We start from the raw sequence: 16718 nt of genomic DNA, 5'->3' as shown, positions 1-16718 counted from the left end.
CAGTTAGCGGTTGCGGCCCCCGCCAGACCGCATGGCGCGAGGGCACGAAATGGAACCAGGATTGCAACGGGACGGCCTGCCACCCGTGGATCAGAACCAGCTCTGCGGAATGATCAGCACATCACCCGGTTTCATGTCGACGTTCGCCGAGACATCCCCCCGTCGAATCAGGTCGGTCAGGCGAACGCCATATTGCTGGCTCGGTCCTTCGGGGTTGACCCGCAGGACAGACGCGCGATTGCCATCGGCGAAGTCGGTCAGCCCACCAACGGCGATCATCACGTCAAGCAGGGTCATGTTCTGTCGGTAGGGAAGCGACTGCGGCTTGGCCGCCTCGCCGATGACCCGGATCTGTTCGGCCTGGGTACCGACGAAACCGGTGACGATGACGGTAACGATCGGATCGCGGATGAAGGTTCCGAGGGCTTTCTCCATGTCGCGTGCCAGTGCGGTCGGCGTCTTGCCCATCGCCTGCATGTCCTCGATCAAGGGACCGGCAATGAGTCCATCTGGACGCACGGGCACCGACATCGAAAGCTCCGGATTGCGCCAGACGACGATATTGACGTTGTCGCCAGGACCGATGATGTAGCGATAGTCGGACGATGCTGCCGAGACGGGTGCCGGCGGGAACGACGAGGCGCAACCGGCGGCCAAGGCTACGGTGACGGCCGGCACGAACCAACGAAGGATAACGCCAATGACGGCATTCAGGCGCTTGAGCATGGTTTTCTCCTATTCAAATCCCCAGCTTGGAAACGGTTCACCACAAGTGACTCGTGCCCGGGCCGGCGCCCCCCATGGAGCGCGCGACAGTATAGTGGAATTGGCCCGGACGGCAAGAAAGGCGCAGCGCTCGAGCGAGCACAAAAACGCCCGCAAGATTACGAGCCCACGCTGCTTGCCACTCACACCGGACGCCTGCTCCCACGCACCGCAATGCCACGAGCGCCCTTCCAGTCAGACACTACCCGAACGGGCTTGGCAACGGTCGAAGGATACCGGCTGCAGCACCTCGCACAAGGGAAATAACGCACACTGCGCACCATTTCTTGAGCAATGACGGCGAAAACAACAGACGATACGCTAACATGCTCATATAAGTGCTCAACAGAAGGGTGACCGGACAGCGCAGGGTCGCCCTGAGGGACCCTTCGCGCCACCCCGTCGTCCGCCGATGAAGATCGCTACCTGGAACGTGAACTCGCTCAAGATCCGCCTGCCACAGCTCTTGGCGTGGCTCGACAGCGGGCGCCCGGACATCGTCTGTCTGCAGGAGACGAAGCTTGAGGACTGCAGTTTCCCGAGGCTGGACCTCGAAGCCCATGGCTATCGCTGCGCATTTGCCGGCCAGAAGACCTATAACGGTGTCGCCCTGCTGACCCGGGAGCCCGCGACGGACGTGGTGGTCGGCAACCCCCTGCTGCCTGATGAGCAGATGCGCCTGCTGACGGCGACGGTCAGGGGAACCCGTGTCGTCTGCGCCTACGTCCCGAATGGCCAGGCAGTCGGCAGCGACAAGTACCGGTACAAGCTTGCCTGGCTGGATGCCCTGCAGCGCTGGATCAGCGAACTCCTGAGCGACAATCCGCAGCTCATCGTCGCCGGCGACTTCAACATTGCGCCCGAAGACCGCGATGTCCACGATCCGATCGCCTGGGCCGGACAAGTCCTCTGCTCGGAAGCCGAGCGCCGTTCCTATCGGGCCCTGCTGGACCTCGGCATGCACGACAGCTTTCGCCTGTTCGCGCAGGCCGAGCGGAGCTTCACATGGTGGGACTACCGCATGCTCGGCTTTCAGAAGAATCATGGATTGCGAATCGACCACATCCTCCTCTCCTCGCCACTGGCAGCCCGCTGCACCGCCGCAGGCATCGGACGCGCGATGCGCAAGCTCGAACGTCCCTCGGACCATGCACCGGTCACCGCAGAGCTGACGGATTGATGGAAAAGCGAGCGGATCAGCAACAGGCGCTACTGCTGCTCTACCCGGCACTGCGCACCTTGCCGGCCAGCCAGCTGGCGGCATTGTGCCAGGCGGCGACCCCCCTGCAGTTGCCGACCAGCCGTGAGGTGTTCGCGGAAGGACAGACGTGCAAGGGCTTCCCGCTGATCCTCCACGGCACGATCAAGGTCGTGAAGATCTCGGCGGGCGGACGCGAGATACTGCTCTACCGGGTCCCGGCAGGCGATTCGTGCGTCATCACCTCGAGCTGCCTGCTCGCCGGCAGCCCCTATTCCGCGCGCGGCATAGCCGAGACGCCGGTCTCTCTGCTCCTCCTGCCAATCGCCGTTTTCGAGGAACTGGTCGCCACCAGCCGCCCCTTTCGCGACTTCGTCTTCCGACTCTTTGCCGAACGCATCGCCGAGCTGATGCAACTCGTCGAGGAGGTCGCTTTCCACCGTCTCGACCAGAGACTTGCCAAGCTGCTGCTTGCCCGCGGCGATGCCATCTACTGCACCCACCAAGCCCTCGCCGAAGAGCTCGGAAGCGTTCGCGAGATCGTCAGTCGCCTGCTCAAGAACTTTGCTGCCGCCGGCTTCGTGTCGCTCGCGCGCGAGCAGATCGTCGTCGTCGATCGTGCGGGCCTCCGGCAACTGGCCGACGCTGGGCGCTGAACCCGCGGCATTTTGCCGAGTCGCCCAGGCCGCGCAGTACCCTCTGTGACCACGGTTACATACATCGCGGCGATCGCTGCCTATCCTGCGGCGATCATCAACAACCGCAAAACGGAGTTCATCATGAAAACCAACGTCGGTGGAATAGACAAAGTGCTGCGTATCGCAGTCGGAATTGCGCTCATCGCCATGGCCGCCCTGGGCATGATCGGCGCTTGGGGCTGGATCGGTGTCGTGCCCCTGCTGACCGGCATCTTCGGAGTCTGCCCTGCCTACACGCTGCTCGGCATGAATACATGCCCGGTGAAGAGGAATTCCTGAAGAGGATCCCTGCTGCCCGGCAGCGACCGGGAACGCCTGACAAGATGGGGGCCGCCAATCCGCACGCGGCGCCCCCCCATCGGCTTGCGCAGCATGCGGCGCCGGGAACCCCCGTCGTGTTCATGGCGCTGACCGCGATCTGCGTCCTGCCTGATCCGATCAGGCGTCCATCACGTTTGCCATCACGCCGACCGCGCGAACTAGCGGCCTTGCCTCGAGTTCGCCAAGCGAACGTAGTCGGCAACCGACAGGTCTTCGGCGCGGCAGCTCGAGGCAACACCAAGCGCTGCCAGCTGCGAACTCTCGACCAAACCGCCAAGGCTGTTGCGCAGCATCTTTCGCCGCTGTGCGAAGGCAGCGGCAACGACCGCGGCGAAACGCTTCTCGTCGTATGCGACCAGTTTCTCCGGTGGCCGCGGAACCAGACGCACCACCGTTGAATCGACCCGCGGCGCCGGGTCGAAGGCCGTGGGCGGCACATGCAGCAATGCTTCCATCTCGAAACGGTACTGCAGCATGACCGACAGGCGGCCGAAGACGCTGCAGCCCGGAACAGCGACCATGCGCTCGACGACTTCCCGTTGCAGCATGAAGTGCATGTCGCCGATCATGCGAGCGAAGCGCACGAGGTGGAAGAGAAGCGGCGTCGATATGTTGTACGGCAGGTTGCCGACGATCCGCAGCCTAGCGCCTGTCGCCGCCTCCAGGCGGTCGAAATCGAAATCCAGAGCGTCGCCAGCGTGTATCGTCAGGCGATCGGGCGGGTACCTTCGCTGCAGGCGGGCGATGATGTCGCGATCGATTTCGACCACGTGCAGGTGCTCCAGCCGCTGCAGCAATGGGCCGGTCAAGGCTCCCAGACCGGGACCGATCTCGACCATCCGGTCGCCGCGTTGCAGCTGCAGGCAGGCGACAATGCACGCAATGACATCCTGATCAACCAGGAAATGCTGGCCAAACCGCTTGCGTGGGCGATGCGGCCGCAGCCGATCAGCGGTCGCCGTCAACGGCACGCCATCTCGATGGCCTGCTCGATGGCGACGAACAGGCTGCCCGGATCGGCCTGACCGCTGCCTGCCAGGTCGAGGGCGGTACCATGGTCGACCGAAGTGCGGATGATCGGTAGCCCCAGGGTCACGTTGATGCCGTGACCGAAGCTCGCGTACTTCAGGACGGGCAGGCCCTGATCATGATACATCGCCAGAACACAGTCACCGCGCGCCAGTACCGGCCGCGAAAACATCGTGTCTGCCGGCAGCGGGCCGAGCAGGGTCATCCCTTCCTCCGCACGCAGACGTTCGAGGACTGGAATGATGACAGCAATCTCCTCGCGACCAAGGTAACCGCCCTCCCCGGCGTGCGGATTGAGCCCGGCGACCAGGATGCGAGGACGGGTGATGCCGTACTTGCGGCCCATCTCCCTGTGCAGGATGCGCAGAGTCTCCTCCAGTGCCGCATGGGTCAAGGCAGCCGGCACCTGCTTGAGAGGCAGGTGCGTCGTCACCAGCGCAACCCGCAGCCCACCGCCGGCAAGCATCATCACCACACGCGAGGTGCCGGTCTGTTCGGCGAGGTACTCGGTATGCCCGGTGAACTGCATGCCGGCGTCGTTGATCACCCCCTTGTGTACCGGTCCGGTGACCATCGCCGCAAACTCGCCGGACCGGCAACCGGCCAGAGCGCGATCGAGCATGGCCAGGACCTGCGGCGCGTTGGCGGCGTCGAGGCGGCCGGCTGATGCCCGTACGGCCAACGGCAGGTGCAGCACGTCCAGGGTGTCCGCACGCGCCGGCTGCGATGCTTCCCAGTCACGCAGGCTGACCGGCAGTCCCAGAGACGCCGCGCGCTCGGCCAGCTGGAAGCGGTCGGCGAGGACGACGATACGGGCCGCAAAGGGTTCCTGGCGCGCCCGATCAAGCAAGCGCAGGCAGATGTCTGGGCCAATGCCCGCGGGCTCGCCAACGGTCACCGCGATCACCGGCAGGCGCGACACGACCTAGCCCTCCTCCAGCCGGATTTCCACATAGGCACGGTCGCGCGCCTGCCGCAGCCAGTCCTGGTAAGCCTCGTCACGCTTGCGTTCGCGCAGCGTCTGACGGGCGGCCACCCGCTGTCGCTCGCTCGACACGTCCTGCACCCGCCGCTCAAGCACCTCGATCAGGTGGTAGCCGAAAGGTGACTGCACCGGCTGGCTGAGTTCGCCTGGTGCGAGTTGATTCATGGCCCGCTCGAACTCGGGAACCGTGTCACCGGGATAGATCCAGCCGAGGTCGCCCCCCTTGGACGCCGATCCGTCCTGCGAGAAGAGTCGCGCCAGTTCGGCGAAACGCTCGCCATGGCTGATCCGCTGCCGCAGACCCTCGATCTTGTGCCGCGCCTCGGGTTCGGAGACGATCTCGTTCACCTTGATCAGGATATGGCGGGCGTGCGTCTGCTCGACAGCCGCCACCGCGCCGCCGCCACGCTTGTCCAGCAGCTTGACCAGATGAAAACCATTGGAGCTGCGAAGAATCGGTGACACCTCACCCACCTTCAGCCTGCCGCTGGCCTCGGCAAAGATGGCGGGCAGGCGATCGATGGGCCGCCAGCCGAGGTCACCGCCCTTCATGCCGTCCGGGGCATCCGAGTAGCTTGCTGCCAGTTGGCCGAAGTCATCACCCTTTCGCAGCCGATCAAGCACCTGTTCGGCCTTGGCCCGCAGCTTCTGGATCTGCTCGGGGCTGGCGGATTCGGGCGCGCGCAGGAGAATGTGCGCCAGCCGATACTCCTCACCCGCGCCCCCCGGAGTCGACACACCCGACAGATAGTTGTCGATCTCACCGTCCGAGATGAATATCTTGCTGTCGACTTCGCGCTCGCGTACGCGGGCAATGGTCATCTCGGCGCGGATTTCCTCGCGAAAGCTGGCAAAGACGATACCATCCTTCTCCAGCGCAGCCCGGAACTGACCCAGCGTCATGCGATTGCCGCTGGCAATGCGCTGCAACGCCTGCTCCAGCTGTGCGTCGTCGACACGCAAGCCCATGTCGCGAGCCAGTTGCAGTTGTACCCTGTCGACCACCAGCCGTTCCAGAACCTGCCGCTCGAGCACGTCCCTGGGCGGTGGCTGCATTCCCTGTCGTTTCAGCTGCGCCAGTGCCGAATCGAGACGCGCCCGCAAGTCATGTCTCGTGATCACCTCGTCATTGACCACGGCAATCACCCGGTCAACCGGTACAGGCTGGCTGCCAGGCCGCTGCTGCGCGACCGCTGCGCCGACGAGACAGGAGCTGACCAGCGCGCCACGCAACAGTAAGGTGATCATCGACTTTACCACTGGGCGAGACCCTGGTCACTGCCTGTCACCCCGCCCGCGTAGCCAGGAATGCGGCGCTGCAGCAGGCTCTGGGTACTCGAACCCAGGCTCGACAGGCCATTGAGTTCGAGCTGGACGAAGAACTGCGTCGTCGATTCGGCCTGCGCCGTCTGCAACCGGTGTGCCACCGTGCGCACGGCCCAGCAACCGGCATTGTATTCCAGCCCACCAATGATCTCGATCGGCGTATTTTGCAGGAATGAGTAATTGTAGCGGCCCACCGCCTGCCAGCGACCAGCGATCGGCCAATATCCGGAAAGGTCGACCTGCTTGATGGGAACCGAAGCCTCCGTATTGTAAATGTAGCTCGCGTTGAGCGCTCTGCCTGGCGATGGATGGTAACGGGCACCAACGGCGTAGCGTTCGAACTGCGAGTCGCTCGGGTCATACTGCAACGCCGCGTCCACATACACCCGGGGCCAGATCTGACCACTGAAAGCCGCGAGGAAATCCGACGACCCCCATTTGCGATTGGTGGTACCCGGCAACGCCACCTTGTCGTCGGCAAAGTAGAAGAGTTGGCCGATCATCGCGCGCATGACCTCCGCCCCGGTCACCGGATCGATCAGGCGCGAACTCAGGGCGGCTGTCAGTTGGTTGGCATTGTTGAAGCGATCCCAGCCGGAGAACTGGTTGTCTGCAAAGATCTGGGCGAAGTTGAAGTCCGCCAGCGCGGTATCAAAGATCGGTATGTCGTCCTGGTTCTTGTAGGGAATGTTGAGGTAGAACAAGCGGGGCTCGAGCGTCTGCGTGTACTCGCGGTCGAACCAGACGCTCGACCTTTCAAAAGTCATTCCCGAATCGACACTGAAGATCGGCAAGGTACGGCTGATCGATTCCGGTCGCAGAACACTGCCGGCAGGATAGGAAAGGTCGTAGTGGGTGATGTTTACGCCCACTCTGGGGGTGACGTACCACCCCGGGGTCACGAACGGAACCGAAATCTGTGGCTGCAGGACAATCCTCTGCCCTTCCACCAGAGCCTTCTCGGGATGGACGAATGAGGTGTACTGCCCGTAGAAGGAACTGTCAGTGAAGAACAGATCCGGCTGCCGGGCATTGACGGTGATCTGTGGCAGCAGACGATACGGCTTCGTGACCGGATTCTTCGGATCCGGTTCCAGCGTCTGGAAAGACTGGACGTTGGCCGTCGCCGTCCACCAGCCACCGCCGCTATAGGTGACGGTTCCCTGCTGCAGGAGTTGTACGCGCGACGTATCGGTGATGCGGCTCGACAGGTCGGTGTAATAGTCGTTGTCCGAAACCCGGTTGAAGTTCACCGTCCCGCTGAAGCCGCTCGCCGTCGCCTGCGAGTACTGCACACCAACGCCCCAGCGATCCCGGTCCGCCAAGCGGTCATGAGGCAGGTACTCGAACAGGACATCGCCGCGGTAGATACCGCCAAAGGCCTCGTTGAGGTAGCGAAACTGGCTGCCGAGCTGCACGCCACGCTTGGTCAGCAGCCGCGGTTCGAAGGTAGCGTCCATGTTCGGCGCGATGTTCCAGTAGTAGGGCACCGTCACTTCGATACCGCTGCTGTTGCTGGAACCGTAGCTCGGGGTCAGGAAACCCGACTTGCGCTCGTTGTTCAACGGGAACGACAACCATGGCGAGTGGAGAATCGGCACGTCGAAGAAGCGGATTGTGGCGTCGCTTCCTGTTCCCACCTCGTTGTCGTAATCAAGCTTGAGATCGGCGACGGTCAAATACCAGTCGTCATCGCCTGGCTTGCACGTGGTGTAGGTCGCGTTGCTCAGGCGGAACTGATTCTCGCCCTCCAGATCGATGCGCCCGGCCTCGCCGCGCGCCTCGGTCAACTCGCTGGCTGGCTTCTGCGCCGCCTTGACCTTGCTCTGACCCGGCTTTATGGCGATCACCCGCGGTGCCGCGAAACCTGTCGTCTGTTCAACGTCGGCGGCTGGCACGACCGTCGGTTGCCGCTTGATGAAGTAGGACGCCTGGTCGACAAAACCAACCTGATCGTCGAGCTTGAGGCGTGCCTGGGCACCCGAAATGCGGTCTTCGGCCTGCCGCAACTCGACGTTGCCTGTTGCCTCGACCTCGTCCTCGACCGGCGAATAGGTCATCCGCTCGGCGGTGAGGACGGTGCCCGCCTTGCGCAGCTCGGCTTCCTCCTCGGCGACGACCTCTCGATCGAGAACACCCGCAACGCTGCGCGCACTCAGGAACACCGGTCGCGGCACATCGCTGTCCGGCGGAGACGGCTGCACGGCGGTGGCTGCCTGCAACGCCAGCGGAGGTCCAGCCATGGGTCGGGTCGTCGGTGCAGCGACGGATGCCGGTACCGGCGGTGTTGCCGGCATCTGGCCACCACCGCCGGTTGCCGGGCTGGTGGCGACCGCCGCCGGCCCAACCCGTGGCGAGCCCGCCGCAGCGCGGGAAGCAGGAAGCGGCGGCTCGACTTCGCCGACCGTGCTCCCCGCCCTTGCTGGCGATGTCGTCGCTGCTGCCGGGGGCGGCGCTGGAGTAGGGACTCGCCGGGCTGACTCCGCAGCTGCCGACGGCGCCGTCGCCGTTCCGCCACGCGAAGCGGAATCGCCTGTTGCCGTGGGGGCCGCTACGGCGGCAGGCGGCCCCGGCAACGGGCGCGCCTCCACCACCGGCTGCTCGACCACTCTGGCGTCGGCCGCAGATCGCTCCGATGGCACCTCGACAGCCGGTCGTGCAGGTGCAGCAGGCGGCAAGCCGAGAAGCCGCGGGTCGACCCGGAAGGGTACCGTGCCCTGCGCGCGCGCAGCGGTGGAGAAGCCACCAGCCAACGCACCGGCGACAGCGCAACAGAAGATCAAGGTCGTCGGCTTGCGCCGAAAAGGAAGCTTCATTCCGCTGCGTGTCAGTTGATGGGAGGGCGCGTCGTCGGTCGTCGGCACATGGGGTGCGCAGGCCGATGCTAGAATCGGCGAATTCTAGCATCATCGTCAAAGGAGAGGCGGCATGCCGCGCACAACGCTGTTGCAGCACTGGGTACAGACCTTGTTCGCGGAGCAGTTCCCTGGGCAGCCCATCCCGGTGGAGCCGGCTTCGGCAGACGCCAGCTTCCGGAGGTACTTCCGGCTCACCCTACCCGATGCCAGCACCCGGATCGTCATGGACGCGCCCCCCGACAAGGAGGATTGCCGCCCGTTCCTGCGAATAGCGACGCTCTTCCGGCGTGCCGGCGCGCATGTCCCCGAGGTCCACGCAGAGAACCTCGAACACGGTTTCCTGCTCCTCTCGGATCTGGGCAGCACGACCTATCTGCAAGCGCTGGCGGACCGGAGTGCCGCCGCACCACTCTACCGCGACGCCAACAGGGCGCTCATCGCCATCCAACTTGCCAGCCAGCCCGGACGGTTGCCGGAGTACGACGCTGTGCTGCTCGAGCGCGAACTGGCCCTGTTCCCCGAATGGTACCTGGGGCGACACCTCGGCCTGACCGTCGACGCCGCGCTCGAGCGCGATCTGCAGGCGGTCTTCGCCGCAGTTCTGGCCAACAGCCTGCGACAGCCACGGGTCTTCGTCCATCGCGACTATCATTCGCGCAACCTGATGCTGGTTGGCGAGCGATCAGCAGCCTTTCCAGCCAACCCGGGCATCCTCGATTTCCAGGACGCGGTCTATGGCCCACTGACCTACGACGTCGTCTCGCTCTATCGCGATGCGTACATCGACTGGCCGGAGGAGCAGGAACTCGATTTCGTGATCCGCTACTGGGAAGCGGCGCGCCGCGCCGGGCTGCCGGTCCAGGACGATTTCCATGACTTCTACCGCGACTATGAGTGGATGGGCGTGCAGCGTCAGCTCAAGGTCCTGGGGATCTTCGCCCGTCTCTGCCATCGCGACGGCAAGAACGACTACCTGCAGGACATGCCACGGGTCATGGCCTACCTGCGCCGCACCTGTGAGCGCTACAGCGAACTCGGAACGCTCGCCAGATTGTGTGAACGCGTCGCAGGGCAGCGGCCTGGCGTCGCCTTCGGCTTCTGATGAAGGCCATGATCCTGGCGGCGGGGCGCGGTGAACGGCTGCGCCCGCTGACCGACACGACGCCGAAACCGCTGCTTCGCGCCGGCGGACGGCCGCTGATCGTCTGGCACCTGCAGCGCCTCGCGGCAGCCGGCTGGCGCGAGGTGGTCATCAACCACGCCCACCTCGGCCAACAGATCGTGGCGACGCTCGGCGATGGCGCCGAGTTCGGCCTGTCGATCAGCTACTCGCCCGAACCACAGGGCGCACTCGAAACCGCGGGGGGGATCGCCGCAGCCCTGCCGCTGCTCGGCGCGGACCCCTTCCTGGCGATCAACGGCGACATCTGGTGCGACTGGGATGTCGGCCGCGCCCGGCAACTGGTCGAAAGCGGGCACCCTCGACAGCGCGGCGCGCACCTCGTCCTCGTCGACAACCCGCCGCATCATCCAAGGGGAGATTTCCAGCTGACTGGCAAGGAGGTCCTGGCTGCCAACCCGTCCACCGACGAGGACACACTGACCTACTCCGGAATCGGCGTCTTCTGGCCCGAGTTCTTTGCCGGCGTCGCGCCCGGCGTCGTCATGAAGCTGCGCCCCCTGTTGGACATCGGCGTTCACCGTCGGCTCGTCAGCGGCGAACGGCACGCGGGCCGCTGGGTCGACGTCGGAACCAGCGAACGGCTCGCGCTGCTGGACTTGGAGCTTGGACGGAGAGAATGAACCACCAGCCCTATTCTCGCCGCCGCCAGATCGTCCTGGAACGTCTGGGCGACGGGGTGGCCATCATCCCAACCGCGGCAGAGAAGCTGCGCAACCGCGACGCCCATTATCCCTACCGCTTCGACAGCTACTTCTGGTACCTCAGCGGCTTCCCCGAACCGGAGGCGGCGATCGTACTGGTTGGCGGCAAAGAAGCCAGATCGATTCTCTTCTGCCGCGAAAGGGACGAGGCGCGCGAAGTCTGGGATGGCTTCCGCTACGGGCCGGAGACAGCCGCCGAAGCCTTCGGGTTCAGCGAAGCGCACCCGATCGGGACCCTTGAGGAGAAGCTGCCGGAACTGATCGCCAATCGTGGCAGCCTGTGGCACTCGCTTGGCCATGAACCGACATGGGACCGCCGAATCGCCGCAGCGCTCAACACGGTTCGTGCGAACAGCCGCAGCGGCGCGCGTGCACCCGGCGAGATCCGTGATCTGCGGGCACTGCTCGACGAGATGCGGCTGATCAAGGACGCGCACGAGATCGACCTCCTGCGACGCGCTGCCGACATCGCCTCGGCCGGCCACGCACGCGCCATGCATGCCTGCCGGCCTGGAATGGCCGAACATGAGCTGGAGGCGGAACTGGCTTACGAGTTCCGCCGCCGCGGTGCCGATGGACACGCCTATCCACCGATCGTCGCAGGCGGGGCGAACGCCTGTATCCTGCATTACGTCGCGAACAACAGACTGCTGGCAGGAGGTTCCCTGGTGCTGATCGACGCCGGCTGCGAGCTGGCCGGCTACGCCTCCGACATCACCCGCACCTTCCCGATCAACGGCCGCTTCAGTGCCGAACAGCGGACGGTCTACGAAATCGTCCTCGCCGCTCAGGAGGCAGCGATCGCCGCCATTGTCCCCGGTGCATCGTTCATGGATTACCACCACGCCGCGCTGCGGGTTCTCGTCCAGGGGCTGATCGATCTCGGGCTGCTCAGGGGCAGTGTCGACGGCGCAATCGAGAGTGATGCGTACAAGCCCTGGTACATGCACCGGACTGGCCACTGGCTCGGACTCGACGTGCACGACGTCGGCGATTACCGCAGCGGCAACGGCAACGAGGAGTGGACCCGACTCGCGCCCGGCATGACCCTCACCGTCGAACCCGGTCTCTACTTCCGTCCGGGAGCGAACGTGCCAGACCACCTGCATGGCATTGGCGTGCGCATCGAGGATGACGTGCTGGTCAGCGAAGGAGGCTGCCGGATTTATACCAGCGCCCCGAAAACCGTCGCCGAGATTGAGGAGGTCATGCAGCATGACTGAGCACCGGGACTCGGTCGACATCGCGATCATCGGCGCCGGCCCGGTGGGAATGGCGCTCGCGCTGGCACTTGCCGGCGGCCCGCATCGCCTGCGGCTCATCGACGCGCGGCGGCGCGGCGCCTGGCGCAGCGACCCGCGGGCGCTTGCCCTGGCACACGGCACGCGGCAGGTTCTGGAAGGGCTGCAGGCGTGGAACCTCACCGCGGCAACCGCCATTTCGTCGATTCACGTCTCGCAGCACGCCGGCTTCGGTCGCACCCTCATCGACTGCAGTGACTACGGATTGCCGGCTCTGGGCTATGTGATGCGTTACCGCGAACTTGCTGCGGCCCTCGATGCACGCCTGGAAGATTCCGTGTTGCTCGACAACTGCACTGTACTGGGAGTAGACAGCGACGGAAACAGTGCCGAGCTGATCCTTGCTCGCCCTGACGAAAGCTGGCGCATCAAGGCGCGGCTCGTCGTCCATGCCGAGGGCACCCCGAGCCATGACGGCGCCGTCCGCGTCTGCGACTATCGCCAACACGCCGTGGTCGCCGAGGTCAAACCGACCGCGGCGCACGATCATCGCGCCTGGGAGCGGTTTACGGGCGACGGACCGATCGCCCTGCTGCCACTGGGCACTGACTACTCGCTGGTGTTCACGGTGCCACAGGCGAAGGTCGGGGAGTTGCTCGAACTCGACGAGGACGCCTTCCTCAGCGCTCTCCGGATACCCTTCGCGCGTCGCCTCGACTTCATTGCCTGCAGCCCGCGCGCCAGCTTTCCGCTGGCGCTGCGGATGCGTCGGCAACTCACCCTCGGACGGCAGGTGTGGATTGGCAACGCCGCGCAGACGCTGCACCCGGTCTCCGGCCAGGGCTTCAACCTCGGCCTGCGCGACGCCTGGGAACTCGCCGACACGCTGCGCGGCTGTACTGGCGGCGATGCCGGGGACGCGGCAGGTCTCGCGGCGTATGGACGTCGGCGGTGGCTCGACCGCAACGGCAGTGCCGCTTTCACCGACGGCATCGTGCGCACCTTCTCGAACGATGTGGCACCGCTGCGCCACGCACGCGGACTCGGCCTGCTGGCGCTGGAGTTGCTGCCGCCGCTGCGTCACTTCGTCGCCCGGAGAATGATCTGGGGTGCGCGCGCCTGGCCGTAGGCACATTGCCCGTCGCACGCGCGTAGCCAGCGACGCGACCGCAACCATGTGAGGCCGGCGATGTTCCGCTTTCTCGCCGATTGGGCTAGACTTGCTCGCCTGCCCACTCCAGCCCAGCACGCCCGACGATCCCATGCAGCGAACAGACAGGACTCCTCAGACCATCGAATTCAAGGGCACTACCCTGCCGGTAGTCGTCGTCACCCTGCGTTCGCTGCAAGCAGACGAACTGGCGCGCGCAGCCACGGGACTGTTTGGTGACAACGATTTCTTTGACGGCGATGCCGCCGTCCTCGACCTGGCGCAACTGGTCGAGGTTCCCGAGCCAGACTGGCGACGGCTGAAACAGGTGTTCAAGGCGCACGGCCTGAACGTCATTGGCGTTCGCGGCGGCAGCGAGGAATTGCGTTATGGAGCCGCCTTCGCCGGCTTGCCGACCTATGCGTTCAACGATCGTCCGGCCACCACCACGGCCGCACGGGCGGCCACAGCGAGTCCCCCAACCTCTGGCGAGACGACACCCGCCATCCAGGTGGATCCGGCGCCGCCGCCAGTCCCGACTTCCACCAGGACGCCAACGCTGTTCATCAATCGGCCCCTGCGTTCCGGGCAACAGGTGTACGCCCGTGGCGGCGACCTGGTTGTGCTGGCAGCAGTCAATGCGGGTGCCGAGGTGATTGCCGATGGCAGCATCCACATCTACGCGCCCTTGCGCGGGCGCGCACTGGCCGGCGCAAGCGGCGCGGCGGAGGCGCGCATCCTCTGCACGCGCTTCGACGCCGAACTCGTTTCGGTGGCTGGACTCTATCGGACGTTCGACGGTGGTGTCCCGAACGAACTGGCTGGCCGAGCGGTCCAGGTGAGACTGGCGGAGCGTGCCGACCGTGACACCAACCAGTTGCTCGTCGAGGCACTGAGCACCGACTGACGCCACCGTGACGAGGTGGCTTGACACGCCACCGCGGCAGCTTGGCTTGCGACAGACTGCGCATTCTGCAGGTAGAATCGCATCTTTGACTTGCGGGGAAACATCCGTGACACGTATTGTCGTCGTGACATCCGGCAAAGGCGGAGTGGGCAAGACCACCACCAGCGCCAGCTTTGCATCGGGCCTCGCCCTGCGCGGTTACAAAACGGCCGTGATCGATTTCGATGTCGGCCTGCGCAATCTGGATCTGATCATGGGTTGCGAGCGCAGGGTCGTCTATGATCTCGTCAACGTCCTCAACGGTGAGGCAACCCTCACCCAGGCGCTGATCAAGGACAAGCATGTGGAAAGCGGGACTCTCTACGTTCTGCCTGCCTCACAGACCCGCGACAAGGATGCCCTGACCGAGGAGGGCGTGGAAAAGGTCCTCAAGGAGCTCGAACACATGGGCTTCGACTACGTCGTCTGCGACTCTCCGGCAGGCATCGAGAAAGGTGCCGTGATGGCTCTGACCTTCGCCGACGAGGCCCTGGTCGTCAGCAACCCGGAGGTGTCTTCGGTACGCGACTCCGACCGCATCCTCGGCATCATCCAGGCCAAGTCGCGGCGTGCGCTGCTCGGTGTCGAGCCCGTCAAGGAACACCTGCTGATCACCCGTTACTCGCCAAAGCGGGTCAACGATGGCGAGATGCTGTCCTACAAGGATGTCCAGGAGATCCTCCGCGTTCCCATCATCGGCGTCATCCCCGAATCCGAAGCGGTCCTGCAGTCGTCCAACGCCGGCACGCCGGCGATCCATCTGGCCGGCACCGACGTCGCCGGTGCCTACCTGGACGTCGTCGGACGCTTTCTTGGCGAAAGCATTCCCTTGCGTTTCGTCGACTATGAAAAGCCTGGCCTGTTGAAGCGACTATTCGGGGGTAAATGAGGATGTCCCTGTTCTCCCTCATCTTCGGCAGCAAACCGAAGACGGCAGCGATCGCCAAGGAACGTCTGCAACTGATCATCGCGCACGAACGCAGCGGCGGCAGCAGCCAACCGGATTTTCTGCCGGCCTTGCAGCAGGAACTGATGGCGGTGATCTCGAAGTATGTTGCGGTGAACCCGGAGGACATCAAGGTATCGCTGGAGAAGCAGGGCAACTTCGAGGTTCTGGAGGTTAACATCGTCATGCCGGAGGCCGGCAGCAGGCCCTGAGAGGCTGTGCAGACGTCGCTGCAAGCAGGCCGACAGGCAAGTTGCAAGCGTGCCAACGGCGAGACATTTCGCGCGGTCAGCAGAAGGCGAGGCGCCTGCTCGCAGTTGCCGCGCTCGCTTTCGCCCTACTTCTTCTCCATCTCTCGTGCAGCACGAATCAGATCTGCGTCGAGCACCGAGGTGTCCGTTCCGTAGCAACGCACCATCTCGATCTCCTCGTATACCGGCGCGTCCGGTGCGGCGTCGGCGGCCTTGGGCATGGCTGCGCCATAGTGCTGCCCTCGCCAGCGTGCGACCAGGATCTCCTGTTCAGTCAGCCCCGTGTTCATCCCGGGCGGAATCTCGGCGCCCAGTTCGATCAGCGCCTTCAGTACCTCCTTCCGCTTGCCACGAATGGCCATCGACACGGGCGAAGTGGGCTGCGAGTTGTCCCCCGTATTGACCTTGGCACCCCGCCTGACCAACTCGCGCACGATGTCGGGAAAACCCATGAAGCAGGCCACGCCCAGGGGCAAACCCGGGTCGCCACGTCCATCGAGCAGCTCGACCGGAGCACCTGAATCCAGTACCGCCAGCACCTCCTGCAGACGTCCACTACGGATTGCCTTGAGCAGGTCGATTGCAGAGTTCACTCGTTACCCTCCGCTTCAGTCCAGGGACTGAGCACTGACGACGACCCCGTCAGCATCGACGTAGATCCACTCGCCGGGCCGGAACGTCACACCGGCAAAGGTGACCGCCAGATCACGTTCGCCAACGCCCTTCTTGATGCTCTTGAGTGGATGCGTGTTGAGAGCACGCAGGCCGAGATCGATGCGGGCGATCGGCTCCGAGTCCCGAATGCAACCGTACACCACGATTCCCTCCCAGCCATTGCGCTGCGCCAGGATCGCCAACTGGTCTCCGACCAGGGCACAGCGCAGCGAGCCGCCACCATCGATCACCAGCACCTTGCCCTGGCCGTCTTCGGCCAGCACCTCACGAACCAGAGAGTTGTCTTCGAACAGTTTCAGCGTGACGATGCGCCCGCAGAAGCTGGAGCGCCCGCCATAACGCTGGAAGACCGGCGCAACGACGCGAACGGCACCAGCTACCGCCATGGCCTCGTGTCTGTCGAGCAGGTCTGGGGTGCTGATGCTCATATGGTTGGCCTTTCGCC

General features: G+C 64.6%; 17 protein-coding genes. 10 read left to right on the top strand and 7 right to left on the bottom strand.

All coding sequences use genetic code 11. The features are described from left to right. Window positions 1-90: 90 nt before the first annotated feature. Complete coding sequence (locus NFW30_RS11870; protein ID WP_295355649.1) at window positions 91-726, bottom strand: XrtA/PEP-CTERM system exopolysaccharide export protein; 636 nt, start codon at window positions 724-726, stop codon at window positions 91-93. Between the two features lie 451 nt (window positions 727-1177). Between NFW30_RS11870 and xth the strand changes: the two genes are divergently transcribed. From xth to NFW30_RS11855, 3 genes are all read left to right on the top strand, one after another. Further along, window positions 1178-1945 carry an exodeoxyribonuclease III gene (gene xth / locus NFW30_RS11865; protein ID WP_295355651.1) on the top strand — a complete coding sequence of 256 codons (768 nt, stop codon included), beginning with the start codon at window positions 1178-1180 and terminating at the stop codon, window positions 1943-1945. Beyond that, entirely contained in the window at window positions 1945-2619 is a 675-nt protein-coding gene (locus NFW30_RS11860; RefSeq protein WP_295355653.1) for a Crp/Fnr family transcriptional regulator, read from the top strand. The genes xth and NFW30_RS11860 overlap by 1 nt, the downstream gene beginning before the upstream one ends. Window positions 2620-2742: 123 nt before the next feature. Next, entirely contained in the window at window positions 2743-2940 is a 198-nt protein-coding gene (locus NFW30_RS11855) for a DUF2892 domain-containing protein (RefSeq protein ID WP_295355748.1), read from the top strand. A 200-nt stretch (window positions 2941-3140) separates the two neighbouring features. On the opposite strand, the gene rsmA is transcribed toward NFW30_RS11855, so the two are convergent. Genes rsmA through NFW30_RS11835 form a run of 4 tightly spaced genes read right to left on the bottom strand, consistent with a single transcriptional unit; the run spans window position 3141 to window position 8565 of the window. Next, window positions 3141-3926 (bottom strand): 16S rRNA (adenine(1518)-N(6)/adenine(1519)-N(6))-dimethyltransferase RsmA, encoded by a 786-nt coding sequence (rsmA, locus tag NFW30_RS11850; protein ID WP_295355750.1) that lies wholly within the window; start codon window positions 3924-3926, stop codon window positions 3141-3143. Between the two features lie 17 nt (window positions 3927-3943). After that, window positions 3944-4933: a 4-hydroxythreonine-4-phosphate dehydrogenase PdxA gene (pdxA, locus tag NFW30_RS11845; protein ID WP_295355655.1), complete on the bottom strand. Its 990-nt coding sequence runs from the start codon at window positions 4931-4933 to the stop codon at window positions 3944-3946. Between the two features lie 3 nt (window positions 4934-4936). After that, window positions 4937-6244, bottom strand: coding sequence for a peptidylprolyl isomerase (locus NFW30_RS11840; protein WP_295355657.1), 1308 nt, complete (start codon window positions 6242-6244; stop codon window positions 4937-4939). A gap of 5 nt (window positions 6245-6249) precedes the next feature. Continuing rightward, complete coding sequence (locus NFW30_RS11835) at window positions 6250-8565, bottom strand: LPS-assembly protein LptD (RefSeq protein ID WP_295355659.1); 2316 nt, start codon at window positions 8563-8565, stop codon at window positions 6250-6252. 685 nt (window positions 8566-9250) lie between these two features. On the opposite strand from NFW30_RS11835, the gene NFW30_RS11830 reads away from it, so the two are divergent. The 7 genes from NFW30_RS11830 to minE all read left to right on the top strand — a co-directional run bounded on the left by NFW30_RS11830 (window position 9251) and on the right by minE (window position 15559). Further along, window positions 9251-10282 (top strand): phosphotransferase, encoded by a 1032-nt coding sequence (locus NFW30_RS11830; RefSeq protein WP_295355661.1) that lies wholly within the window; start codon window positions 9251-9253, stop codon window positions 10280-10282. Beyond that, on the top strand, window positions 10282-10983 hold the full coding sequence (murU, locus tag NFW30_RS11825; RefSeq protein WP_295355663.1) for an N-acetylmuramate alpha-1-phosphate uridylyltransferase MurU: 702 nt from the start codon (window positions 10282-10284) through the stop codon (window positions 10981-10983). The genes NFW30_RS11830 and murU overlap by 1 nt, the downstream gene beginning before the upstream one ends. Further along, window positions 10980-12287 carry an aminopeptidase P N-terminal domain-containing protein gene (locus NFW30_RS11820; protein WP_295355665.1) on the top strand — a complete coding sequence of 436 codons (1308 nt, stop codon included), beginning with the start codon at window positions 10980-10982 and terminating at the stop codon, window positions 12285-12287. The genes murU and NFW30_RS11820 overlap by 4 nt, the downstream gene beginning before the upstream one ends. Next, on the top strand, window positions 12280-13434 hold the full coding sequence (locus tag NFW30_RS11815; RefSeq protein WP_295355667.1) for an FAD-dependent monooxygenase: 1155 nt from the start codon (window positions 12280-12282) through the stop codon (window positions 13432-13434). The genes NFW30_RS11820 and NFW30_RS11815 overlap by 8 nt, the downstream gene beginning before the upstream one ends. Window positions 13435-13567: 133 nt before the next feature. Beyond that, window positions 13568-14362: a septum site-determining protein MinC gene (minC, locus tag NFW30_RS11810; RefSeq protein WP_295355669.1), complete on the top strand. Its 795-nt coding sequence runs from the start codon at window positions 13568-13570 to the stop codon at window positions 14360-14362. A gap of 106 nt (window positions 14363-14468) precedes the next feature. After that, the gene (gene minD / locus NFW30_RS11805; protein WP_295355671.1) at window positions 14469-15290 is read left to right on the top strand and encodes a septum site-determining protein MinD; all 822 of its coding nucleotides are present in this window, start codon (window positions 14469-14471) and stop codon (window positions 15288-15290) included. A 2-nt stretch (window positions 15291-15292) separates the two neighbouring features. Further along, complete coding sequence (gene minE / locus NFW30_RS11800; protein ID WP_295355673.1) at window positions 15293-15559, top strand: cell division topological specificity factor MinE; 267 nt, start codon at window positions 15293-15295, stop codon at window positions 15557-15559. Between the two features lie 125 nt (window positions 15560-15684). Here minE and NFW30_RS11795 read toward each other — a convergent pair whose 3' ends face one another. Beyond that, complete coding sequence (locus NFW30_RS11795; RefSeq protein WP_295355675.1) at window positions 15685-16191, bottom strand: ankyrin repeat domain-containing protein; 507 nt, start codon at window positions 16189-16191, stop codon at window positions 15685-15687. Window positions 16192-16206: 15 nt separating this feature from the next. Continuing rightward, window positions 16207-16701, bottom strand: a complete 495-nt coding sequence (rraA, locus tag NFW30_RS11790; RefSeq protein WP_295355677.1) for a ribonuclease E activity regulator RraA — start codon at window positions 16699-16701, stop codon at window positions 16207-16209. Window positions 16702-16718: the final 17 nt, after the last annotated feature.

This window comes from Accumulibacter sp. (genome assembly GCF_023806635.1).
GTDB lineage: Bacteria > Pseudomonadota > Gammaproteobacteria > Burkholderiales > Rhodocyclaceae > Accumulibacter.
The sequence above is the reverse complement of the archived record's forward strand: the minus strand, read 5'-3'. Positions and strand labels throughout refer to the sequence as shown.